Consider the following 20,319-nt stretch of genomic DNA (forward strand, 5'->3'; position numbering starts at 1 on the left):
CTTGCCGGTCGACGAAGCTTGAGCGCCACTGGAGTGGCGTGCTCCATTGCTAGACCACGCAGCCGTAGTGGGCCGACGAAACCAGCTTCGTGTACTTGTCGTGCACGGAGCCCGGGCGTGGGCGGTCCTCGGTGGCGGGCGGGCGCCAGTCGGCCATGCGACGGGCCAGCTCCTCGTCGGGGATTTCGAGGTTCAAGGTGCGCTTGCCCGGGTCGATGACGATCGTGTCGCCGTCGCGCACGGCGGCGATCGGGCCGCCGCGGGCGGCTTCCGGCGAGATGTGGCCGATCAGGATGCCGTGGCTGACGCCCGAGAAGCGGCCGTCGGTGATCAGGGCCACGTCCTCGCCCAGCCCGCGTCCCTGGAGCTGGATGGTGAGCATCACCATCTCGGGCATGCCGGGGCCGCCCACCGGGCCGACATTGCGCACCACGACGACGTTGCCGGGAACGATCTCGCCGGCGCGGATCGCCTTCATCGTGTCGGCCTCGGATTCGAACACGCGCGCGGTGCCGCGGAACTCGCCCTTCTCCAGGGTCTTGCCGCTGAGCTTCAGGAGACAGCTCTCCGGTGCGAGGTTGCCCTTGAGCACGCTGATATGGTTGTTCGCCGGTGCCGCGGGCTTCGACACGGGCAGCACGATGTCCTGCTGTCCCAGCTCTTCGAGGGTCGGCACGGAGGCAAGATTCTCCGCCAGCGTCTTGCCGGTCACCGTCATCACGTCGCCATGGAGGAAGCCGTTGCGCAGCAGCTCCTTCATGACGATGGGCACGCCGCCGATCTCGTGCAGGCTCACCATCGCATAGGGACCGTGCGGCTGCAGGTTGCAGATTAGCGGCATGCGTTCGCCGACCTGCTGGATGCGCTCGATGGTGATCGGCACCTGCGCCTCGCGCGCGATGGCCAGCAGGTGGAGATACATGTTGGTCGAACCGCCCATCGCGTAGACCGTCGCGATGGCGTTCTCGAAGGCTTTCTCCGTCATGATGTCGCGCGGGCGGATGTTGGCTTCCATCAGCGCATAGAGCGCATCGACCGAGGCCTTGGCCTGGGCACGCACGTCGGCATGGATGTCGCTGCCGGCCTTGTAGTCGGCCGGATGCGAGGCGCCGCGCGGCAGCATCATGCCCATCGCCTCGGCGATCGTGCTCATCGTGTTGGCGGTGAACATCGCGCCACAGGTGCCGCTGCCCGGCATGACGTTGCTCTCGAGTTCGAGCAGTTCCTCGCCCGAGATGCGGCCGGCCTCGTTGGCGGCGCGGCCCTCGACATAGTCCATGATGGTGAGGTTGTTGCCCTTGGCCGCCCAGGCGCCGAACGAGACGCGGCCGGGCGAGCTGGTGCCGGGATAGAGGACCAGGCCGAACGCGTTGGTGCGCGCGAGCGGCATCAGGGCGGCGGCGCCGGTCTTGTCGCAGCCCGAGATCACGATCATCGCGTCGCCATGATGAGCGTAGTGGCCGATCTCGAAACAGTCGGCCACCACGTCGCGCGACACGAGGCTGTAGCCGGCCGTGGGCGTGCCTTGCGTCAGCGCGTCGGAAACCGCCGGCGCGCCGACGATCAGGCCATTCCCGCCGCGCTCGGCCAGCAACTCCACCAGCAGGTCGCCGATCGTGCGCACCCGGTTGTTGCAGCGATGGGCATTGGTATAGGCGCTGGCGATCGTGACGACAGCGCTGGTCTTCGCCGTCTTGTCGGGCTCGAAGCCGGCGGCCCGAAGTTCTACGCGGGACTTCTTCCAGTAAGTGCTGCTGTCTTTTTTCATGTCGTTCCCGCGGGAAGGAGGTTTTCGGCGCCATTTTCTACGCCAATTTACAGTCGGGCTCCTCTTTGATTTTAGTCAACACGGCGACCGGCGGGAGCGCGCACAATCGTGGGATCAGGGGAGGAATCGATGCGTATCATGGTCCTGTTGATTGCCCTCGCAGGCATGACCTGCGGCTGCGACCAGTTCGACAACATGTCGCCCGGCCAGAAAGGCGCGGTCACCGGCGCTGCGCTGGGCTCCGGCATCGGCTTGGTTTCCGGCGGCAGCTTCGGAACGGTCGTTGGCGCGGGCCTGATCGGCGGCGCCGTCGGCTATATCGGCGGCACGGCCATCGGCAACAGCAGGTAGTGACCTTGGGAGATTGCCAGATGACAAGCCGGACGCTTGCCCTGTTGACCGCGCTCGCCTCGCTCACCGCCGGCGTCTCGGCGGCCCTCGCTCAGGCTACGCCCCTCACCTTCGACCAGGCGGCCTATGTCACCTGCCGCGAAGCCCATGTCATGCCGCCGGACCAGCGCATCGCTTTGTCCGTGTTCCTGGCCAACCATGCCGCGCAGCGCCGCGGCGTCACGATCCCGGACGGCGAGCAGGGCGCCCAGCTCGCCAACCTGGTCCGCGGCGGTTGCACGCTTGCGCCCGATGCCTACCTCTTCACGGTGATCGATCGGGCCATCGTGGCCGAATCGAGCCGGTTGCCGAAGCGCTGATCAACAGGTCAAGGCAAACTCGATGAAGACGGTGCGCAGCGTACTGGCCGAGGCGCCGCTGGCGTGGCTGCTGCTGGCCGTGCCGATCGCCGCCTGGACGCATCATGCGCGTCCGGAATCGCCCCTCCTGGTCTTCGTATTGGCCTGCGTCGCCATCGTCCCGCTGGCGGGCCTGCTGGGCCTGGCGACGGAGAAGCTGGCGGCCCGTCTCGGCGAGGGTATCGGCGGCTTCCTCAATGCCACGCTGGGCAATGCCGCCGAGCTGATCATCGCTCTCGTGGCGTTGCGCGCCGGCATGCTCGACGTGGTCAAGGCATCGTTGACCGGGTCGATCATCGGCAATCTGCTGCTGGTGCTGGGCGCGGCGTTTCTGGCCGGCGGCCTGAAGTACAAAATCCAGAGCTTCGCCACCATCGGTGTGCGTACGCAGATCGGCATGATGGCGCTGGCTGCGATCGCGATCCTGGTGCCGTCGATCTTCGATGCCACGGGCTCCAGCGAGATGGCAAACCTTTCCGTCACCTACAGCGTGGTGGTCTCGGCGGTCCTGCTGGTGGTCTACGCACTCAGCCTCCTGTTCCTGCTGCGCACCCATGCCGACCTGTTTCGGGGCGAGGAGCCGGCCGCGCAGGGGGAGCATCACGGGACGCCGTGGCCCGTATCGCTAACGGTCGGGGTCATGGCCGTGGTCACGGTGCTGATCGTCTGGATGAGCGAGATTCTGGTCGGGACCGTCGAGCATGCCGCCGGCGCCCTCGGCCTTTCCAACCTGTTCGTCGGTGTCGTGGTGGTCGCGGTGGTCGGCAACGCGGCGGAACACAGCACCGCCGTGCTGGTCGCGATGCGCAACCGCATGGAGATGGCGGTCGGCATCGCCATCGGCAGCAGCACGCAGATCGCCTTGTTCGTCGCGCCGCTGCTGGTGCTGCTCAGCCTCTTCGTGGCGCCGGAGCCCCTCAGCCTGGCCTTTTCCGGCGTCGAGGTCTTCCTGGTCCTGGCCGCGACCTTCGTCGCCTCGATCCTGCTCCTCGATGGCAAGTCGACCTGGTTCACCGGCGTGCAGCTCATCGCCGTCTATGTCGTGATGGCAATCACCGTGTTCGCGATCCCGGCCTGAGGCGCGAAGCATGCTCCTGCAGTTCGTCGTGGGGGCGGCCGCCTGCATCGGCAACATCGCCATCCATGCCCTCGTGATGCTCGCGGTCGTGCGCGTGTCGCACGGAGTCGTGGCGGCTTCCGTGTCCGGGCCTTCGCTCCGATTGGTCGCCGTGATGGTGGCCACCGTCTCGGTCCTGATGATGGCGCACGGTCTCGAGGTCTTCGTCTGGGCGCTGACTTACGAGCTGGTGGGCGCCGTGCCGCCCGGCGCCGATGTCCTGTACTTCGCCTTCGTGAACTACACGACGTTGGGCTACGGCGACGTCGTTCCGGTCGAACGGTGGCGGCTGATCGGGCCGACGACGGCGATGTGCGGAGTGCTGATGTTCGGCTGGTCGACGGCCGTGATCTTCGAAGTCCTGCGGCGGGCCCTGTCGATCGTCTCGGCGCTGCCTCCACCGGATGACCGAACGGGCTGACCGAGCGCTTAAACCCTTGGGGTGCTTCGATATTTGCGGCCCACGCCGAAAACTTCGCTCGCTCCGGACGCCAGATGGCTAATTCATGGCAGCCATGTTATGTCAGCATGGTGCGTAACGGTACAACCCTTGGTCGGCCGTTGGTCTTCGGCCCGCCGCAACCGCTCAAGGTCGCGCCAAGCCTGCCTTGTGACACATGCATCGGCAGGACGCTCAATCTTTGCAGGCCACTGGACGACGCCCGATTGCAGCATATGCTTTCGCTGGGAGGCATCCGGCACTGGAAGAAGCATGAGACGCTCTTTCGCGCCGGCGATCCCATGGGCGCCTTCTTCAAGATTCGAAAGGGCATCGTCGCGGTCTCGCAGACGCTCGACGACGGACGCCGGCAGATCACGGCCTTGCGCGCGCCCGGCGACTGCGTCGGCTATCTTGAGAAGAACGGCACCTATGCCTTCGAGGGCGAGGCGCTGACCGATGTCGAGGCCTGTGCCTTCGACCGGCGCAAGTTCGATGCCTTCGTCGCCCAGAACCCCGACCTCGGAGCGGCCCTCGTCGAGGCCCTGTCGAGTGCGCTGAAGCAGGCCGGCATCCTGACCCTGGTGCTCGGGCAGCTCCGGTCGACCGAGCGGGTGGCGCATTTCCTCGCCGAGATCAGCGCGCTCTATGCCAAGCGGCACGTGTGCCCGGCCCAGCCCCTGGCGCTGCATATGGGCCGGAACGAGATCGCCGACTATCTCGGATTGACCATCGAAACGGTGAGCCGGTCCATCGGCAAGCTGAAGAGCCGCAACATCATCGCCCTGGTCGAGAGCGGCGAAGTCGTGATCCTGGATCACGAACGGCTTCGCCAGGCGGGCAAGGTGACGGCCTAGTGCCGTGCGCGGAAGGGGACTTCCCAATCGGACCGGGCTGATGGCTTGATATTGGTCAAGGACAGGCGCGGCCCCGTGACAGAGGCTCGCCGTCCTGGCGAGCGGACCCTTGGCCGGGGCAGGCCATGGGGAACCAGTCGTCAAACAACACGAGGGGAGAGACCGACAATGACGTATTCATCCCGCCGCAACGCCCTGAAGCTGATGGCGGGCGGCACGCTTGCCGCAACCGGCATGGCCGCGTTCGCCACGACGGCTTCGGCGCAGGAGTTCGTGGTCACCAACAACTACCAGAACTTCAAGCGCGGCAAGATCGACGGGCTGCATCCCGACCGCCGCATCCTCAACGTCACCTGGGAAGACATGGGCCGCATCAAGATGCGCGCCTCTGACCTGGTCGCCAACTACCCGTCGCTGCGCGAAGGCATGATCGTCGATTGCAACTACTTCGACTATATCGACGTGCTCATCGCCAAGAAGTCGCCGCAGACGGATGCCCAGGCCAAGGCGCTGATGGACAAGGGCGCGCAGCTGACCGGTATCCCGGGCGCGCGCGAGCCGATCCGCATGTGGAGCATGTCCGGCATGGTCACCCAGGTCTCGCCGCCCAACGGCGGCCTCTGGATCATCAACGCCTCGAACGGCCGGCCGGAAGAGCCGTCGCCCAACAGCGGCGAGGTCATCACCCTGCCGCAGATTCAGACCGAGGCCGGCAAGCAGGCCCTGGGCACGCTGAAGCCCGGCGATATCGTCAACACCGTCTGGACGCACCAGACGGCGATTGCCGTGAAGATCATCCGCTAAGGCGATCGCCGCCTGCGGGCGATGGTGCCGAGAATGCCGGGCGTTGCAGGAATTGCAGCGCCCGGTTTCGCGTCGTTAGCCATGCGGGTTGACCAAAATCAAGGGCCGGGCGGATGATCGGGGATAGCGTTTCTCCTTCACGCCCGTCGAGGTGCGTATGTCCAAGAAGAACGGTAACGGCACCGGCCATGCCCCGGAAAAGCTCAAGCGCAAGATCTACGAGAAGGAGCTGCGCGAGCTGCAGGTCGAGCTCTGCCGCCTGCAGGCCTGGATCAAGGTTTCCGGCGAGCGCGTCGTCATCGTGCTGGAGGGCCGCGACGCCGCCGGCAAGGGCGGGACGATCAAGGCGCTGACCGAGAGGGTCAGCCCACGCGTGTTCCGCGTCGTCGCGCTGCCGGCGCCGTCCGACCGCGACAAGACCCAGATGTACATCCAGCGCTATGTCGAGCGGTTCCCGGCCGGCGGCGAGATCGTGATCTTCGACCGCAGCTGGTACAACCGCGCCGGCGTCGAGTACGTGATGGGCTTCTGCACGCCCGAGCAGCATCAGCGCTTCCTCGAGATCTGCCCCGTCTTCGAGAAGTTCGTCATCGAAGGCGGCCTGCGGCTCATCAAGATCTGGCTCGAGGTCGGGCAGGAGGAGCAGGACCGGCGCTTCAAGGCACGGGTCGAGGATCCCGTCCGCCAGTGGAAGCTGAGCCCGATGGACGTCGAGTCCTACTCGCGCTGGTACGACTATTCCCGGGCGCGCGACCTGATGTTCCAGTACACCGACTCCGATCACGCGCCCTGGCACATCGTCCATTCCGACGACAAGAAGCGCGCGCGCCTGAATGTGATCGCGCATATCCTGTCACAGATTCCCTACAAGAAGGTCAGCCGCGCCAAGGCGAAGCTGCCGTCGCGGTCCAGCAAGCGCGCGTACGACGACCGCGCTTCGATCGCCGATCGCCGCCACGTCGCCGAGAAATTTTAGGCGCCACGCCTTTGTTCCTTTCCAGGAGGTCAGGATGTCCAAGCTGCTGAGCGTCAAGGAACTGCATATGAAGATCGCCGAGTCGGAAGCGGCCAAGGCGTCGGCCGCGCTGAAGGCGCAGCAGGCCGAGGAGGCCGAGAAGAAGGCCTTGCACGACCACCTGCTCGCGCCGTCGGGACTGACCGACGAGCAGGCGAGCGAGAAGGCCTCGCTCATCATCAGCCGCGCGATGGACAACGGCCTGACCGCCGTCCAGGTGCTGCGCTTCCCCAACGACATCTGCACCGACGGCGGCCGGGCGATCAATCAGGTGGAAGAAGGCTGGGAGAGCACCCTCACCGGCTTGCCGAAGGAAATGTACGAATTCTGGAAGCGCCAGCTGCGTCCGCTCGGCTACCATATCCGCTATCACATCATCGACTATCCGGGCGGCATGCCCGGCGATATCGCGATCACGTTGAGCTGGGGCTGATCGTGCGGATCGGGGGCATCGACATGCAGTCGCGTAGAGTTTTCGTCGCGGCGTTCCTGACGTCGCTGGGTTCGGCGGCCTTTGCCCAGTCGGGTGGCGGCTCCTTCGTCGGAACCTGGAAGGGCGAAGTCCCCGGGATCGGCGAGGCCTCGCTCATCGTCAGCGGCGTCGGCGCCGACGGCCTCGTGCAGGGCAGGATGGAGTTTACCCTCAAGGGCTTCGTCTCCACCTTCGGCGAGAAGGCAGATCCGGCGAAGCAGACCAACCAGGGCACGGTCGCCGATGGCACGCTCACGATCGAATCGGCCCTGGGCGGGCGATACGTTCTGCAGCGCGAGGGCAACGCGCTGAGCGGGCGATACACCCGCGGTTCGACCTACGACGTCGCGGTAACCTTCCAAAAGGCGGCGTGAGCGGCCGGGCGATTGCGGTCATGTCCCTTCAGGGTCTTTAATCGCCACATATCGAGGGCGAGAAGATCAGGAGGAGTGCATGGCCAAGGGCAACATCACCGTGACGCCGATCGCGGGCTCGCTCGGCGCCGAGGTGACGGGCGTCGACCTGCGCAGCATGGACAACCATGACTGGGCCGAGGTCCACCAGGCATTCCTCGACTACAAGGTGATCGCGATCCGCGACCAGGAGTTGTCGCCGCAGGACATGATGGAGGTCGGCGCGCGCTTCGGGGAACCCAACCATTATCCCTTCGTGAAGGGCCTCGACGACTTCCCGTTCCTGTTCGACGTCGTCAAGGAGCCGTCCGAGAAGCGCAATTTCGGCGGCGGCTGGCATTCCGACACGACCTACATGACGACCCCGCCGCTCGCGACCCTGCTCTATGCGCTGGAGACGCCGGACCGCGGCGGCGACACGCTCTATTGCGACACGGTCGCGGCCTACGAGAGCCTGTCGGATCGCATGAAGGAGATGCTGGGCACGCTGAAGGGCGTGAACAGCGCCGGTCTCAAGCATCTCGGCGGCCGCAAGTCGCATCACTCGGTCGTCGGCGGCATGAAGATCACCGGCACCGACGATGCCGATTCCTACGAGGCGGTGCATCCGATCGTGCGCACGATCGAGGAGACCGGCCAGAAGGCGCTCTATTGCAGCATCGGCCACACCATCGCCTTCGAGGGCATGACGCCGGAAGAAAGCAAACCGATGATCGACTGGCTGCAGGCGCATGCGACGCGGCCCGAGTTCACATGCCGCGTCCAATGGAAGCCCGGCACGATCACGATCTGGGACAACCGGCGCACCATGCACAACGCCATCAACGACTATCACGGCATGCGCCGCCACATGCGTCGCCTTACCTCGGGGCCGACCAACCCGGTCTGATGCGGCAAACTCGCGCCAACTCCTGCTGACAAAGTCGCTACTTGATACGCCTCAATTGGGCTTGGGATTCGTTCGTCCCTCCAGCAGGCACGAACCGCCCCTGCAGGCCATCCGGACCGGAGCGGCGCAGTTCGACGAGCGACTCCGCGGCCGTTTCCAGGGAGACGCCCTCCGGGCCTATCCTGCAGTTTCTCGTCCATTGCCTGGAGTTTGGATCGTTGGTGATGAACCAGAGGCACGTTGCGGCGCCGTTGTTGCCCTTCTGCACGATGAGCGTGCGCAGACGAGGAGCGGTAGGCGGTTCTCCACTCGATGGCGGCGCGGACAAGTTGCCCTCCCATCGACCCACGGCCCATTCACCGCCGGCAAGCATCGTGGCCGCAGTGGACAGCACCTGAGGTTTTGCTTCCCCTGAAGATTGGAGGCGTATGCTATCGATGAACTGCTTCATCTGTTCGTCGGAGAATGTTCGTCCCTTGGGCTCGCATGCAACGCCGCCCAAGATCCATGAAAATCCAAGCCCGCGCGCGGGACCGTATCGGCGAAACCCGCCGCATTCCTCGCCGGTAGCTGCCTTGAAAAGGAGATAGTCGGCACCGTTGTAATGAGTGGGACCCACGAACTCTGCCGCGGACCTGGCTCGGGAATCCCTCCGCTTGAGATAATCGCCCGTGGCCGTGCCTGGCGCATCGATATAGGAATTCGAATCGAGAGCCTCGTGCAGTTGGACGTTGAGATAGCGGTTTTTCCCGTACAGGTGCCAAATGCGGAACACGCCGCCTGGACCGCCGCCCCCACTGATGACATTCGTGGCGACACACCTGACGTTCGGGATTGGGGCCAGGCGGGACTCGCGGCAATCGATGTCGGAGAACGCGTATTGCTGGGCGTTCGCCTGAGACCACGCCAGGAGAACTGCAAGCACGGGCGCAAACATCTTCAACATGGCCAACCCCAAGGTGATGCACCGCCAATCTGGCTGCTCCCTCGGCACGCTCCCGCCGTGCGGCGCCGGAGAGAGCATATGGCTGGAATGGATGTCGTGAACAGACAAATTGCAACCGAGCGAGGCGATTGCCATTGCAGGCCGCCCGGGTGGTGGTCGGCGGCATGAAGATCACCGGCACCGATGCGCAACGCCATCGACGACTATCATGCATGCGTCGCCACATGCGGCGCCTGACCTCGGGCCCGACGTACGCAGTCTGATGCGGCAAAGAGACCTCTGCAGCCATTGCATTTCGGTGATCGGCTGGCCGCACTTTCGTTGGCTCGCGCGCTTGTCTATCTGAGAGGTCGAACCGACCCTCTGCAGGATTTGCAATGACCGAGCCGACCGGGCCGCTCGCCGGCATCCGTATTCTCGACCTGACGACCGTCCTCTTCGGCCCCTTCGGCGCCCAGACGCTGGGCGACTGGGGCGCCGACCTCATCAAGGTCGAGGGGCTCACCGGCGACCAGTGGCGCTACACCGGCCAGTTCCGGAACCGGGGCATGAGCGGGCAGTTCATGGCCGCCAACCGCAACAAGCGCAGCGTGGCGGTCGACCTGAAGACCCAAGGCGGCGCCGAGGTGCTTCGCCGCCTGATCGCCAAGGCGGACGCGCTGGTGACCAACATCCGCCCGGCCGCGCTGGAGCGGCTTGGCTTCGGCTACGAGGCCTGCAAGGCGCTCAACCCCAGGATCATCTATGCGGCCGCCACCGGCTTCGGCCAGGACGGGCCGTGGGCCAAGCGGCCGGCCTTCGACGAGATCGTGCAGGCTGCGTCGGGCCTTGCCTCTTCCATCGGCACGGATGATGAGCCGGCGTTCGTGCCGAGCCTGGTCGGCGACAAGCTCTGCGGCCTGGCGCTCGCCGGCGCCGTGGCCGCCGCCTTGGTCTATCGGGAGCGCACCGGCAAGGGCCAACTCGTCGAAGTGCCGATGCTGGAGACGGTCGCGGCCTTCAACAGCATCGAGATGCTGGGCGGACACGCCTTCGTCCCGCCGATCGGGCCCGCGGGCTACAAGCGCGTCAAGGAGCGCAAGCCGGTCAAGACCAAGGACGGCTGGCTCACCATGCTCCCTTACTCCGGCGACAACTGGTGCACCTTCTTCGAAACGGTCGGCCATCCCGAATGCATCGAGGAATTCTCGGTTCGCGATCCGATCAAGCGGGCGGCCAACATCGACGCGATCTACAAGCGCATGAGCAAGATCGCGCTGGAGCGGACCACCGCGGAATGGGAAGCGCTGCTGCTCAAGATCGACGTGCCCCATGCCGCGTTCGCGAAGATGACGGAAGTCGGCGAGCAACCCCATCTGAAGGCCGTCGGCCTGTTCCAGAAGCTGGAGCATCCGACCGAAGGGACGATCCAGCAGGCCCGCCCGCCGGCGCGCTTCTCGGAAAGCCCGGCCGCCATCCGCCGCATGCCCCCGACGCTCGGCCAGCATACGCGCGAGGTCCTCGCGGAAGTCGGCTACAGCGAAGCCGATATCGACGCGCTGCTCAGCGCCAAGGCCATTGGCGCGGCCGCATAATCAGCGCCGTGACGGGCAGAGCGACAGATAGAAGAAGAATGCCATAGCCGGCAGCACGAACCAGTTCAGCGCGGCCCCGGGGGCCGTGCCCATCGTCGTCACCGGCTTGAGGTGTCCGGCGAACCCTCGAAGCACCGGCTCGAGCGTGAAGACCAGCAGCACCAGCGGCACCGTTCCACGCCAGCGCAGCAGCAGCACCCAGAGCAGCAGGGCGAGGAGGAGCTGGATTGCGCCCCACTGGCCGAAGAGGGCCACGATGTTCGAGCCGCCGGCCACGGTCGTGACGTCGATCGTGGCAATCGACTGCGCGCCGCCATCCGGTGCCAGCAGATGGATGCAGGAGCGCACGGTGATCACGCCGAGCCAGACGATCGCTGCCCAGAAGGAAAGCAGCGGTCCGTCGTAGAGCGCGGGATTGGCGGGCAGCAGCCGCGCCGGCGAGGGTTGCCACGAGGTGGGCATGGAGAGGATCGTCAGCCCTCCATGATCCAGTCCGCTCCCGAGGCGATTGCGATTTCCTTGACCTTGGCGAGCAGGTTGGGGCCGACAGGAATGCCCGTCTTCATCCGCGCGGCGGCGGTGCGGCGTTCGGGATCGCCGGCGACCTGCACCGGCTTCGCCGGATCGGCCGGCCGTGTGGCGCGCAGCGTGTCGCAGAAGGAAGCGACATCGGCCTGGAAGTCGGCGGTGTCGCGGAACATGCCAGGGTCCATCGCCAGGAAGAAGTGGCCGATATCGATCGGGCCCGGCCGCGTGTTGCGCGTCGGGTCCGTCACCATCACGCCGCCCGACAGGGCCGAGCTCAGGATGTTGACCATGGCGCCGAGACCGTAACCCTTGTGGCTGCTGCCCTCCGGCGTGCCGCCAAGCGGCGTCATGAAGCCGCCCTTGCTGACCTCGTGCGGATCGGTGCTGGGCAGGCCGTCCTTGGTCACCAGCCAGCCGGTCGGCGTCTGCAGCTTCTCGTTCGCCTTGTTGCGGATCTTGCCGGCCGCCACGGTCGTGGTCGCCATGTCGAGCAGGAACGGCTCACCCGGCTTGGCCGGCGCGGCGAAGGCGATCGGATCGGTGCCGAGGCGGGCCTGCGCGCCGTTGGTCGGCGCCATGTTGATGCCGCTGGCCGAGGTCGTGGCCATGCCGATGAAGCCGGCATCGACCGCCTGCAGCACATAGAAGCCGCAGGCGCCGAAATGGCCCGAGTTGCGCACCGCCGCGACGCCGATGCCGGTCTTCTTCGCCTTCTCGATGGCGATCTCCATGGCGCGCCGGCCGGCGGGATGGCCGAGGCCGCCGCCGCCGTCGATCAGCACCGACACCGGGGTCTCCTTCACGACCTTCGGTTCTGCCGTCACGTTGAGCTTGTTGCCGAGGCGGCGCTCGTCATAGGGCGGCACCATCGAGATGCCGTGCGTGTCGATGCCGTGCAGGTCCGCCCAGCTCATGATCTCGGCGGTGCCGGCCGCCGTCGCCTTGGGCATGCCCCAGGCTTCGAGGATCAGTTCGAGCTGCTTGCGGTGGGTTTCGTAGGACGCGGGCACTTAATCTTCCTCCTTCGGTCGGCTCATGATCGGCCAGTGGCAGCCGGAGAGATGATCACTATTATGCAGCGAGGGAAAGCGGCGGGTTCTGATCCAGCGATGCATTCATGTTGAAGAGAGTCCGGTCCATCGGGCTGGAGCGGATCGGCTTTGCTGCGGCGGTCCTGGCTGGAGGCGCGATATTCTGGCTGTCGGCCCGCCTCCCGATGGCGGATCTGTCCCAGCACGCAGCCCAGATTGCCCTGTTGCGCGACCTGATCCTCGACACGTCGCCGTGGAGTTCGATCGTCTACCTCAACCTCTTCACGCCCTATCTCCTGGGATACGGCGCGACTTAACTGCTACACGGGGCCGCCCGTCTCGGACTGAAGTGAACGTCCAGGACGACCTTACGATCCATGAGTGGCGGGAGGCGGCGCGCAGACCTGATCGTAGGCGTACCGCTCCTTGAGCGCTCCGAAATGCTCGAACATGTCGAGCGCGACCTCGAACGCCGGGCGCGTGATCTCGACATGCGGGGTCCAGCAGCCGAGCTTCTGATAGCTCGCGATGCACCGCGCCAGGACCTCGACATCGGTCGACGGAAAATAGGGCTTCTGCGCCTTCGCGATCTCGATCGCCGGCGTCGCCAGCATGTAGGCCCTGGTCTTCGTATAGGCACGCGTGAACGCCTGGGCGACGTCGGTTTGCAGCCAGTCGCGCTTCGCCGCCAGGCTCGAGAAGGCGACGGGTCCGATCTTCGGGCCGCACTGGGCAACGACATGGCCGATCCCGTCGGCCTCGAGTTGCTGCGGGAAGGGCCCTTGCTGCTGGACGTATTGTCCCTTGCCGGCCCGGAAGGCCTTGTCCATGTCCTCTGCGCCACCGACGCTGATGACCTTGAGCTTGCCAAAGTCGATGCCTGCCTTGTGGCAGGCATACATGAACGTCGCGAGGGGCTGGCCGCCGCCGAAGAGGATTACTTCGGACCCTTCGAGTTTTTTCCAGTCGAAGTCCGGATCGGCGTCCCGGCCCGTGATGAAGAACCCGTCCATCTCGTTGATCTGGGCGAAATGAACGGCCGTGGGCGTCTCGCCCTTGGCGAGGGAGGCGAAGGCCTGGCTTGGCGCCGACTGGATGACATCGGCCCGGCCTTCCTCAAGTGCCTTGACCGCGGAGACGCCGGGCGGCGAGACTCTCCAGTCGGCCTCCAGACCTTCCGCCTTCAGGAACCCACCCGACATCACCGAAATAAGCGGCGAGTAGAAGGCCGAGAACAAAGTGAACTCGATATTGATGCGTTCCATTCCGGGACCTCGTGTACGAACGGCCTTGTTCGTTATATCTAACAGAATATATCGACCCGAGGGGTCGGAAAGAAGAAGACAGTTACAAGCCCTTGATGACCTTCGGGTTATGGGTTTGTAGACTGCCCCCGATGATGACGATCACTTTCGCACTGCTGCTGGCGACGTTTGTGCTCGGTCTCCTGGATCTGCCGCGATCGGCGATGGCATGCCTGTTCCTGTCCTTCGCGATGGTCGTCGGCATCTTCCTCTGGGAGATCTACAGTCCCGACTATGGCTTCCGCATGCCCTGGCTGCAGGTCGATCTGAGGCATACCGTCGACGGCACGGGAAGCGCCTGAATGCCCGGTTTGCGCCTCGAACCGGCCACCCTGATCATGCTGGATCGACTGATCCTGCTGCTCCTGACGATGGTTCTGTCGGCGATCCTGACGGCGGCGATGGTGATGCAATATGCATTCGCCGACATCCCGTGCCCGCTATGCCTGCTCCAGCGAGCGGCCATGTTCGGCTGTTGCTTCGGGCTGCTTCACCAGCTCCGCACGCATAGATCGGAGCGAGGCGGCGGCGTCGCCCTGGTCTTTGCCCTTCTGTTGCTGGTCATTGCGGTCAGGCAAACCCTGCTGGATCTCTTCCCGCGCCCGGGTCATGCCTATGTCGGCAGCGCGGTGTTCGGTGTGCACATGGAGGTCTGGTCGGTCGTGATCGGCGTGTGCCTGCTGCTGGCCTTGGCGCTTCGGCTCACGCTCTTTGGAGCCCCGCGCATTCCGCCGCAAGCCGAACGGCCACCGCTTGCCCGGGCGGTGCGCCTTCTGGAGTTCTACGTCGTGCTGATCTGCGCCATCAACCTTGCGTCGGTGGTGCTCCAATGCGGCGTCGGCGAATGCCACACGTCCGGATATCGGCTCCTCACTATGCCTGGTTGAAGCTCAGCCCGTCTGCCCAGGCCGGATCGAGGCGAGAGCGCAGGCCATGGACGTCGCCCAGCACCCAGAGGTCGCGCACGAGCGGACCTTCGAACCGGAAGATCGGCACGCCGTACCACCAGACCCGGCGATCGGTTGGGGGTTCGCCAAAGAGCGTGCGGCGATGGATTCCATGGAAGCGCAGCTTGCCCGATACGCGGTCGCCTTCTTCCACCAGTTCGAGGATGTCGGAGGTGTAGTCCTCCAACGTCGCCGTCAGCCAGCTCACATAGTCGCTGAACGGCTGGTGCCCTACGAGGACCGGGCCGAGCGATCCGCGAAAGGTGAAGTCGGGATGGAAGATCTTCGGAACGAGACTGAGATCGGCTTTGTCCCACAGGTCCTTGTAGAAGGCCCGCACGACATTCTTCTGCGGGCTCAAGCGCGACGGTGTCAGATCGACCTCGACTTCGGGCGGCAGATCGGGATGGGTCAGTCGTTCGGTCATGGTTCCTGCACCTCCCGGGTCGAAAGGTTCATCTCGGGGCGCGAGGGAAAGAGCGGCTGATAGCCCGGCAGTTTCTCGATCCGTTCGAGCCAGGGCTCGAGATTGGGAAAGGCGTTGAGGTCGATGCCGCCGAGCGGCGCCATGCGGGTGTAGGGATAGAGGGCAACATCGGCGATCGAGGGGTGGCCTTCGGTCGCCACCCAGGCGCCGGCGCCCTGCCGGGAGAGTTGTTCGTTGAGGCGGTCGAGCGCTTCCAGCGCGGCTGTGCGGCACGCCTGCATGCGCGGATCGTCCGCCTTCATGTCCTGCCGCAGGCTGAGATGCAGCCGCAGCTGCGCGAGGGGATGCATGTGCTGGGACTGCTCGAAGGAGAGCCAGGTGAGCACCCGCGCCTGCGCGAGGCGGTGGGCCGGCCAGTAGGCGGAGCCGTCGGACAGATGGAAGAGGATCGCCATGGACTCTTCAAGTGTGCTGCCGTCTTCGAACTCCAGGATCGGCACCTGGCGCAGGATATGGCGATCGACAAAGGAGGGCGCGCGCAGATCGCCCCGGTCGATCGACAAAGTCACGCGGGGGAGATCGATGCCGAGGAGGCCCGCCATCAAGCGGACCTTCCAGGCGTTTCCCGAACGCTGGGTATCGTAGAGGCGCATGGATCGCCGGCTCCGCTGGTTGCTCACATCGGCATCGGTCGGTCAGTAAGCGGCCTCCAGCAGCCGCTGGGCCGCGGCAATGCGTTCGCTATCGGATCGGACGCCTGCATTGGCGTTGAAGTTCTTCACCGTTTGTCCTGCGATGAGCGGAATCGCCGATCGCGGGATGTTCATTTCGCTGAGACGAATCGGCATTCCCACGCTGCGGTACAGTCGTTCCAGCTCATCGGCGATGGCCAGCCTGATCGGCTTGGTGCCGCGATCGAGGCCAAGCGCTTCGGCGAGTACCTGCGCCGCGGCTGCGTCGTCGTCCTGTGACAACCGGATCCTGGTGGCGTGGATGGTGGAGATCGACTCGCCCTGGCCGACATGCGGGAACTCGACGTGCAGGGCGGTGGAGACGGCATAATCTCCGCCAAAGGAAGAACTGGCCGCCAGGCGGGCTCCATCGTCCTCGGCGCGGTTCTGAAGGAAGGCCGCTATGCAGAGATCGGCGCGCGAGGCGGCATCGTCGCGATTCTGGGCAAGGCCCGAATAGGCGCGAAAGGCGAGGCGGAAGGCCTGGAGGCGATCGCCTTCGACCAGCGGATTGGACTCGGGAGCGCCGATCGTTCCGACGAGACCGGCAAAGACCGTGGTGGCGGTCGACCGGTGGGAGGAAGAGGGCGTCGTCATCAGGACGTCGTAGTCCAGCAGGATGGCCTGCGGCCGGGTCTTGGGATCGAAGAACTCCATGCGATGATCCAGATCGGCATTCTTCAGGCCCGTTCCGGCGCGATTCATCGCGCTGGTGGGCGTCGTCGGGATGTTGGCGATGGGGATCTTCGGCGCCGGCAGGCGGGGGCTGTAGGCCGGCTTGTCGGCCGGGTACTGTGTCATGATCTCGAAGGGATCGCGATCTTCTCCGAGGAAGATGGCGACCGCCCGCGTCGCGACCAGCACGCTTCCGCCACCGACGGCGACAAGGAGGTCGGCCTTGGCCCCGCGAGCGGCATCCCGGGCGGCGCAGACATTGGGGTAGGGGCAATCCTTTTCGATCTGATCGAAGACACCGGCGAAGACCGGCCCCAGGGCCTTCTCGATGCGGCGAACGATGTCGGTTCGTTTGTTGATGGACGGCGAGCAGACGACGAAGGCGCGCTTGGCACCCGCGCGAGCAATGACCTCCATGAGGTGACCCTCGAGGACGTTCGATCCGCAATACAGACGCCAGCTATGGCCCGAGGCACGAAAGCTCACTTGATCTCCTCCACTCCGGGTAGCTACTTCCGCTTCAGATAGTCGATCGCGAGATAGCTGAGCGCGCGCACGCCGTACTTGAGCGCGGGCTCGTGGACACGGAAGAGCGGCGAATGGTTGGCTGGCGCCTGCAGCAGGTCGACGTCCGGTGGCACGACGCCCAGGAAGAAGAACATGCCCGGCACGACCTGGGCGAGATACGAGAAATCCTCGGCGCCCATCACCGGGCGCACCTCGGTGACGCGCTGGGGGTCGAGGCCGTTCTTCAGGCTGTTGGTGCCCCAGTCGGTGAGCGGCGGATCGTTATAGGTCACCGGCACGCCCTCGCCGACCGTGACGGTCGCCTTGGCGCCGGCGGCATCGGCGATGGCGGAGGCGGTCTTGTCGATGCGCTTCCAGATCTCGGCGCGCACGCCCTCATCGTGGGTGCGGATGGTGCCTTCCATGGCGACCGAGTCGGGCAGGATGTTGTTGCGCACGCCGCCATGGATGGTCGAGACCGAGATGACCGCCGGCGTGAGGGTGGGATCGAGCTGACGGCTGACGATGGTCTGCAACGCCAGGATGATCTGCGCCGAGGTGACGACCGGATCGATGCCGCGCCACGGCTGCGAGCCGTGCGTCTGGCGGCCCTCGACGTCGATCTTGAGGCGATCCGCGCTCGCCATCAGCCCGCCGGGACGGAGCGCAATCACGCCGGACCGGATGCCCGAGGTGACGTGCAGGCCGAACACCGCGGACGGCGCCGGGTTCTGCATGCAGCCGTCCTCGATCATCGCCTGGGCGCCGCTCGGGCGGCCGTCGTTGGAGCCTTCCTCGTTGGGCTGGAAGATCAGCTTCACCGTGCCCGGGATCTCGTCCTTCATGCCGGCCAGGATCTCGGCCACCCCCATCAGGATGGCGACGTGGCAATCGTGGCCGCAGGCATGCATCACCGGAACGGTCTGCCCGAGATACTGCTGCTTGGCCTTTGACGCGAAGGGCAGGTCGACCTTCTCCTCGACGGGCAGCGCATCCATGTCGGCACGCAGCGCCACGACCCCGCCCGGCTTGCCGCCCTGCAGAACGCCGACGACACCGGTGATGCCGACGCCTGTCCTCACCTCGTAGCCGAGTTTCTTCAGGTGCTCGGCGGCGAGCGCGGCGGTGCGCGTCTCCTGATAGGAAAGCTCCGGGTTCTCGTGAATGTCGCGCCGCCAAGCGATGACCTTGTCCTCGATCTCGAGGGCCGCTGCGGAAATGCGCTCGGAAAGTTCGTTGCCGATGGTGACGTCGTTCATGCCGTGAGTGTCCTGGACGAAGGGGCAGGTGCGCAAGGGCTTACCATCCTTCAGGACTACTCGGTACAAAATGCTATTCTGCACCAAACTGGAAGGAGGACATCGTGGCAAAACGAATCGTTGAGAGCCCGCAGGCGATGAAGGCGCTGGTCGGTCAGGAGCTGGGCGTCAGCGACTGGCTGGTCATGACGCAGGAGCGCATCAACACATTCGCCGAAGCCAGTGGCGACCATCAATGGATCCATGTCGATGTCGAGCGCTGCAAGACGGACATGCCGGATGGGAAGACCATCGCGCACGGTAATCTTACCTTCTCCGTGATCTCCACCTTCGCCCGCGACGTCCTCAAGATCGAGAATATGCGCAACGGCATAAACTACGGCTCGAACAAAGTGCGCTACACGAGCCCCGTGCAGGTTGGTGCGCGCATCCGCGGCCGCCAGAAGCTGCTCGCTGCCGACGACATGCCAAACGGCGGCATTCGCATGACCTACCAATGGACCGTCGAGATCGAGGGCAAGGAGCGCCCGGCCTGTGTTGCCGAGACCATGAGCATCGCCTACGCCAGGGCATGAATGCCCTAGAAGGCAGCTACCCCGTCATCAATCCTCGCGCAGGGGCAATCCTATGCGCGGGAAAGAAATCGCGCTGTCACGCTATTCCGGGACTTCGAAACAGCAGCGGGAGGGCCTGAAGCAACGACCTTTCCGCCTTCTTCACCCGCGCCGGGCCCGATATCGATGACCCAATCGCTCTCGCTGACCACCGGCATGTCGTGCTCGACCACAATCACGCTGTTGCCAGAGGCGATCAGCGATTGCAGTTGCGCGAGCAAACGCTCGACATCGGCCGGATGCAAGCCGGTTGTCGGTTCGTCAAGTATGTAGAGGGTGCGACCACACTGAGCCCTCACCCTGAGACACCTGTGAAGACAACCAGCGCGTCCCGCGGCAGCTCGACATCGACATTCTGGAGATAGTTTACAACGCGAATCCGTATACATCGAGAGTCGCTGGCGTCGGTTGGAAGTGTTCTGGCGCTCAGGAGGACGATGCCGATTTCATGTCTTTTTCCGACGTCTACGATGGATAGAACCGCGACAGTCGAGACCGAGCCAGGCGCCTACACCACGGCCGCCGCTCCGACGGCGAGTGGCTTTACGCCCTCCTGCCGTACACGCACACCGCGCCGGGATCTACGCGATCGGAAGGTGGATGCGTCCCGGCGGACGCGTTAATAACCATTTAGGCTGCGGTTGCGGATACTCGGTAAAGTTCGAAACACGCGCTGGCGCCTTCGATGGCGCCGCCTATCCACCCCGGCCCCATCGCATCACTACGCGCTTCGATCGCTTGGAGTAGGCTTCGCCATTCCCCTGGCAGATGTCCCTCCGATAGAAAGGCTTTGGGCGCGCTCGGGAGCGTCCGCTTGAGCAGCACACTCCCCCCAAGGCGTGACCCTTCGATGACATAGAGCGCACCCCATCGCTGCGCTTCCTCGTCCGGCAATTCGAAAGTCAGTGCTGGCGGCATTGCCAAGCCCAAACTGCCGAGGTCATCGGCCAGCAACAGAGTGCGCTGTCGCCAGGCAGGAAGGTCGGTGTGCGCGCGAAGATGGCCCTCCACCGCACTCAGTGCCGCAGCATGAGCGAGCAAAAAGCGGGCGTAATCGTCAAGGTCCCTCAAATTAAAAGCGCTGTAGGCGGCGTCGGTGCTTTCATGGAATGGACGCGTCGCACCACGAAGAATGTGCATTGCAAGCGCAGTATTGAGTCTTTGTGTTTGCTTATCTGGTTCCATCGGCCCTGAAAATACCCTAAACAGCACTAATGCACCACTGCGCACGAATCAACCGGTCCGAGTAGTGC

25 protein-coding genes and 1 pseudogene are annotated in these 20,319 nt (G+C 64.9%); 15 read left to right on the forward strand and 11 right to left on the reverse strand.

The window, feature by feature from the left end:
* Positions 1–49: 49 nt before the first annotated feature.
* Positions 50–1,768: a dihydroxy-acid dehydratase domain-containing protein gene (locus AC1ROX_RS25590; RefSeq protein WP_493130569.1), complete on the reverse strand. Its 1,719-nt coding sequence runs from the start codon at positions 1,766–1,768 to the stop codon at positions 50–52.
* 129 nt (positions 1,769–1,897) lie between these two features.
* Between AC1ROX_RS25590 and AC1ROX_RS25595 the strand changes: the two genes are divergently transcribed.
* From AC1ROX_RS25595 to AC1ROX_RS25640, 10 genes are all read left to right on the forward strand, one after another.
* Entirely contained in the window at positions 1,898–2,119 is a 222-nt protein-coding gene (locus tag AC1ROX_RS25595) for a YMGG-like glycine zipper-containing protein (RefSeq protein ID WP_493130571.1), read from the forward strand.
* Between the two features lie 20 nt (positions 2,120–2,139).
* The gene (locus AC1ROX_RS25600) at positions 2,140–2,478 is read left to right on the forward strand and encodes a hypothetical protein (RefSeq protein WP_493130573.1); all 339 of its coding nucleotides are present in this window, start codon (positions 2,140–2,142) and stop codon (positions 2,476–2,478) included.
* Between the two features lie 22 nt (positions 2,479–2,500).
* Positions 2,501–3,595 carry a calcium/proton exchanger gene (gene cax, locus AC1ROX_RS25605; protein ID WP_493130575.1) on the forward strand — a complete coding sequence of 365 codons (1,095 nt, stop codon included), beginning with the start codon at positions 2,501–2,503 and terminating at the stop codon, positions 3,593–3,595.
* 10 nt (positions 3,596–3,605) lie between these two features.
* Positions 3,606–4,055: an ion channel gene (locus tag AC1ROX_RS25610; RefSeq protein ID WP_493130577.1), complete on the forward strand. Its 450-nt coding sequence runs from the start codon at positions 3,606–3,608 to the stop codon at positions 4,053–4,055.
* 254 nt (positions 4,056–4,309) lie between these two features.
* The gene (locus AC1ROX_RS25615) at positions 4,310–4,930 is read left to right on the forward strand and encodes a Crp/Fnr family transcriptional regulator (protein WP_493130579.1); all 621 of its coding nucleotides are present in this window, start codon (positions 4,310–4,312) and stop codon (positions 4,928–4,930) included.
* Positions 4,931–5,098: 168 nt separating this feature from the next.
* Positions 5,099–5,734 (forward strand): hypothetical protein, encoded by a 636-nt coding sequence (locus AC1ROX_RS25620; RefSeq protein ID WP_493130581.1) that lies wholly within the window; start codon positions 5,099–5,101, stop codon positions 5,732–5,734.
* Positions 5,735–5,891: 157 nt separating this feature from the next.
* Positions 5,892–6,710, forward strand: a complete 819-nt coding sequence (gene ppk2, locus AC1ROX_RS25625; protein WP_493130583.1) for a polyphosphate kinase 2 — start codon at positions 5,892–5,894, stop codon at positions 6,708–6,710.
* Positions 6,711–6,744: 34 nt separating this feature from the next.
* A complete protein-coding gene (locus AC1ROX_RS25630) occupies positions 6,745–7,182 on the forward strand; it encodes a hypothetical protein (protein WP_493130585.1) in 438 nt (145 codons plus the stop codon).
* A gap of 23 nt (positions 7,183–7,205) precedes the next feature.
* On the forward strand, positions 7,206–7,595 hold the full coding sequence (locus AC1ROX_RS25635; RefSeq protein WP_493130587.1) for a hypothetical protein: 390 nt from the start codon (positions 7,206–7,208) through the stop codon (positions 7,593–7,595).
* A gap of 79 nt (positions 7,596–7,674) precedes the next feature.
* Positions 7,675–8,523: a TauD/TfdA dioxygenase family protein gene (locus tag AC1ROX_RS25640; protein WP_493130589.1), complete on the forward strand. Its 849-nt coding sequence runs from the start codon at positions 7,675–7,677 to the stop codon at positions 8,521–8,523.
* Between the two features lie 37 nt (positions 8,524–8,560).
* Here the strand turns inward: AC1ROX_RS25640 and AC1ROX_RS25645 are convergent, their stop codons facing one another.
* Entirely contained in the window at positions 8,561–9,604 is a 1,044-nt protein-coding gene (locus AC1ROX_RS25645) for a hypothetical protein (RefSeq protein ID WP_493130590.1), read from the reverse strand.
* A 242-nt stretch (positions 9,605–9,846) separates the two neighbouring features.
* On the opposite strand from AC1ROX_RS25645, the gene AC1ROX_RS25650 reads away from it, so the two are divergent.
* On the forward strand, positions 9,847–11,043 hold the full coding sequence (locus tag AC1ROX_RS25650) for a CaiB/BaiF CoA transferase family protein (protein WP_493130592.1): 1,197 nt from the start codon (positions 9,847–9,849) through the stop codon (positions 11,041–11,043).
* Here AC1ROX_RS25650 and AC1ROX_RS25655 read toward each other — a convergent pair whose 3' ends face one another.
* Together AC1ROX_RS25655 and AC1ROX_RS25660 are read right to left on the reverse strand one after the other, a co-directional pair.
* Positions 11,044–11,505: a hypothetical protein gene (locus AC1ROX_RS25655; RefSeq protein WP_493130594.1), complete on the reverse strand. Its 462-nt coding sequence runs from the start codon at positions 11,503–11,505 to the stop codon at positions 11,044–11,046. It lies immediately after the preceding gene.
* Positions 11,506–11,516: 11 nt separating this feature from the next.
* Positions 11,517–12,581, reverse strand: coding sequence for an Ldh family oxidoreductase (locus AC1ROX_RS25660; RefSeq protein ID WP_493130596.1), 1,065 nt, complete (start codon positions 12,579–12,581; stop codon positions 11,517–11,519).
* A gap of 107 nt (positions 12,582–12,688) precedes the next feature.
* Between AC1ROX_RS25660 and AC1ROX_RS25665 the strand changes: the two genes are divergently transcribed.
* Positions 12,689–12,919 (forward strand): hypothetical protein, encoded by a 231-nt coding sequence (locus AC1ROX_RS25665; protein WP_493130598.1) that lies wholly within the window; start codon positions 12,689–12,691, stop codon positions 12,917–12,919.
* Between the two features lie 51 nt (positions 12,920–12,970).
* Here the strand turns inward: AC1ROX_RS25665 and AC1ROX_RS25670 are convergent, their stop codons facing one another.
* Complete coding sequence (locus AC1ROX_RS25670) at positions 12,971–13,867, reverse strand: ABC transporter substrate-binding protein (RefSeq protein WP_493130600.1); 897 nt, start codon at positions 13,865–13,867, stop codon at positions 12,971–12,973.
* A 131-nt stretch (positions 13,868–13,998) separates the two neighbouring features.
* Between AC1ROX_RS25670 and AC1ROX_RS25675 the strand changes: the two genes are divergently transcribed.
* Both AC1ROX_RS25675 and AC1ROX_RS25680 read left to right on the forward strand, forming a co-directional pair.
* Positions 13,999–14,208: a hypothetical protein gene (locus tag AC1ROX_RS25675; protein ID WP_493130602.1), complete on the forward strand. Its 210-nt coding sequence runs from the start codon at positions 13,999–14,001 to the stop codon at positions 14,206–14,208.
* On the forward strand, positions 14,209–14,793 hold the full coding sequence (locus tag AC1ROX_RS25680; protein WP_493130604.1) for a disulfide bond formation protein B: 585 nt from the start codon (positions 14,209–14,211) through the stop codon (positions 14,791–14,793).
* Here the strand turns inward: AC1ROX_RS25680 and AC1ROX_RS25685 are convergent.
* Genes AC1ROX_RS25685 through AC1ROX_RS25700 form a run of 4 tightly spaced genes read right to left on the reverse strand, consistent with a single transcriptional unit; the run spans position 14,780 to position 18,452 of the window.
* Positions 14,780–15,280, reverse strand: coding sequence for an ester cyclase (locus AC1ROX_RS25685; protein ID WP_493130606.1), 501 nt, complete (start codon positions 15,278–15,280; stop codon positions 14,780–14,782). The genes AC1ROX_RS25680 and AC1ROX_RS25685 overlap by 14 nt on opposite strands.
* Entirely contained in the window at positions 15,277–15,933 is a 657-nt protein-coding gene (locus tag AC1ROX_RS25690; protein ID WP_493130608.1) for a glutathione S-transferase family protein, read from the reverse strand. The genes AC1ROX_RS25685 and AC1ROX_RS25690 overlap by 4 nt, the downstream gene beginning before the upstream one ends.
* Before the next feature lie 42 nt (positions 15,934–15,975).
* Positions 15,976–17,172 (reverse strand): iron-containing alcohol dehydrogenase, encoded by a 1,197-nt coding sequence (locus tag AC1ROX_RS25695; RefSeq protein WP_493130610.1) that lies wholly within the window; start codon positions 17,170–17,172, stop codon positions 15,976–15,978.
* Between the two features lie 23 nt (positions 17,173–17,195).
* Entirely contained in the window at positions 17,196–18,452 is a 1,257-nt protein-coding gene (locus AC1ROX_RS25700) for an amidohydrolase (protein WP_493130612.1), read from the reverse strand.
* A 104-nt stretch (positions 18,453–18,556) separates the two neighbouring features.
* Here AC1ROX_RS25700 and AC1ROX_RS25705 point away from each other — a divergent pair, with 104 nt between their 5' ends.
* Entirely contained in the window at positions 18,557–19,027 is a 471-nt protein-coding gene (locus tag AC1ROX_RS25705; protein WP_493130614.1) for a MaoC family dehydratase, read from the forward strand.
* A 50-nt stretch (positions 19,028–19,077) separates the two neighbouring features.
* On the opposite strand, the pseudogene AC1ROX_RS25710 reads toward AC1ROX_RS25705, so the two are convergent.
* Both AC1ROX_RS25710 and AC1ROX_RS25715 read right to left on the reverse strand, forming a co-directional pair.
* Positions 19,078–19,362: pseudogene (locus tag AC1ROX_RS25710) on the reverse strand (excinuclease ABC subunit A); the annotation flags it as partial.
* A 334-nt stretch (positions 19,363–19,696) separates the two neighbouring features.
* A complete protein-coding gene (locus tag AC1ROX_RS25715; protein ID WP_493130616.1) occupies positions 19,697–20,251 on the reverse strand; it encodes a biliverdin-producing heme oxygenase in 555 nt (184 codons plus the stop codon).
* Positions 20,252–20,319 lie beyond the last annotated feature (68 nt).

Source organism: Reyranella sp. GW821-FHT14A01 (assembly GCF_058803965.1).

Bases quoted from the DNA above. Each gene is read 5' to 3' on its own strand.
- AC1ROX_RS25590 (WP_493130569.1), bottom strand. From the start codon at position 1,768: ATGAAAAAAGACAGCAGCACTTACTGGAAGAAGTCCCGCGTAGAACTT.
- AC1ROX_RS25595 (WP_493130571.1), top strand. From the start codon at position 1,898: ATGCGTATCATGGTCCTGTTGATTGCCCTCGCAGGCATGACCTGCGGC.
- AC1ROX_RS25600 (WP_493130573.1), top strand. From the start codon at position 2,140: ATGACAAGCCGGACGCTTGCCCTGTTGACCGCGCTCGCCTCGCTCACC.
- cax (WP_493130575.1), top strand. From the start codon at position 2,501: ATGAAGACGGTGCGCAGCGTACTGGCCGAGGCGCCGCTGGCGTGGCTG.
- AC1ROX_RS25610 (WP_493130577.1), top strand. From the start codon at position 3,606: ATGCTCCTGCAGTTCGTCGTGGGGGCGGCCGCCTGCATCGGCAACATC.
- AC1ROX_RS25615 (WP_493130579.1), top strand. From the start codon at position 4,310: ATGCTTTCGCTGGGAGGCATCCGGCACTGGAAGAAGCATGAGACGCTC.
- AC1ROX_RS25620 (WP_493130581.1), top strand. From the start codon at position 5,099: ATGACGTATTCATCCCGCCGCAACGCCCTGAAGCTGATGGCGGGCGGC.
- ppk2 (WP_493130583.1), top strand. From the start codon at position 5,892: ATGTCCAAGAAGAACGGTAACGGCACCGGCCATGCCCCGGAAAAGCTC.
- AC1ROX_RS25630 (WP_493130585.1), top strand. From the start codon at position 6,745: ATGTCCAAGCTGCTGAGCGTCAAGGAACTGCATATGAAGATCGCCGAG.
- AC1ROX_RS25635 (WP_493130587.1), top strand. From the start codon at position 7,206: ATGCAGTCGCGTAGAGTTTTCGTCGCGGCGTTCCTGACGTCGCTGGGT.
- AC1ROX_RS25640 (WP_493130589.1), top strand. From the start codon at position 7,675: ATGGCCAAGGGCAACATCACCGTGACGCCGATCGCGGGCTCGCTCGGC.
- AC1ROX_RS25645 (WP_493130590.1), bottom strand. From the start codon at position 9,604: ATGGCAATCGCCTCGCTCGGTTGCAATTTGTCTGTTCACGACATCCAT.
- AC1ROX_RS25650 (WP_493130592.1), top strand. From the start codon at position 9,847: ATGACCGAGCCGACCGGGCCGCTCGCCGGCATCCGTATTCTCGACCTG.
- AC1ROX_RS25655 (WP_493130594.1), bottom strand. From the start codon at position 11,505: ATGCCCACCTCGTGGCAACCCTCGCCGGCGCGGCTGCTGCCCGCCAAT.
- AC1ROX_RS25665 (WP_493130598.1), top strand. From the start codon at position 12,689: ATGTTGAAGAGAGTCCGGTCCATCGGGCTGGAGCGGATCGGCTTTGCT.
- AC1ROX_RS25670 (WP_493130600.1), bottom strand. From the start codon at position 13,867: ATGGAACGCATCAATATCGAGTTCACTTTGTTCTCGGCCTTCTACTCG.
- AC1ROX_RS25675 (WP_493130602.1), top strand. From the start codon at position 13,999: ATGATGACGATCACTTTCGCACTGCTGCTGGCGACGTTTGTGCTCGGT.
- AC1ROX_RS25680 (WP_493130604.1), top strand. From the start codon at position 14,209: ATGCCCGGTTTGCGCCTCGAACCGGCCACCCTGATCATGCTGGATCGA.
- AC1ROX_RS25685 (WP_493130606.1), bottom strand. From the start codon at position 15,280: ATGACCGAACGACTGACCCATCCCGATCTGCCGCCCGAAGTCGAGGTC.
- AC1ROX_RS25690 (WP_493130608.1), bottom strand. From the start codon at position 15,933: ATGCGCCTCTACGATACCCAGCGTTCGGGAAACGCCTGGAAGGTCCGC.
- AC1ROX_RS25700 (WP_493130612.1), bottom strand. From the start codon at position 18,452: ATGAACGACGTCACCATCGGCAACGAACTTTCCGAGCGCATTTCCGCA.
- AC1ROX_RS25715 (WP_493130616.1), bottom strand. From the start codon at position 20,251: ATGGAACCAGATAAGCAAACACAAAGACTCAATACTGCGCTTGCAATG.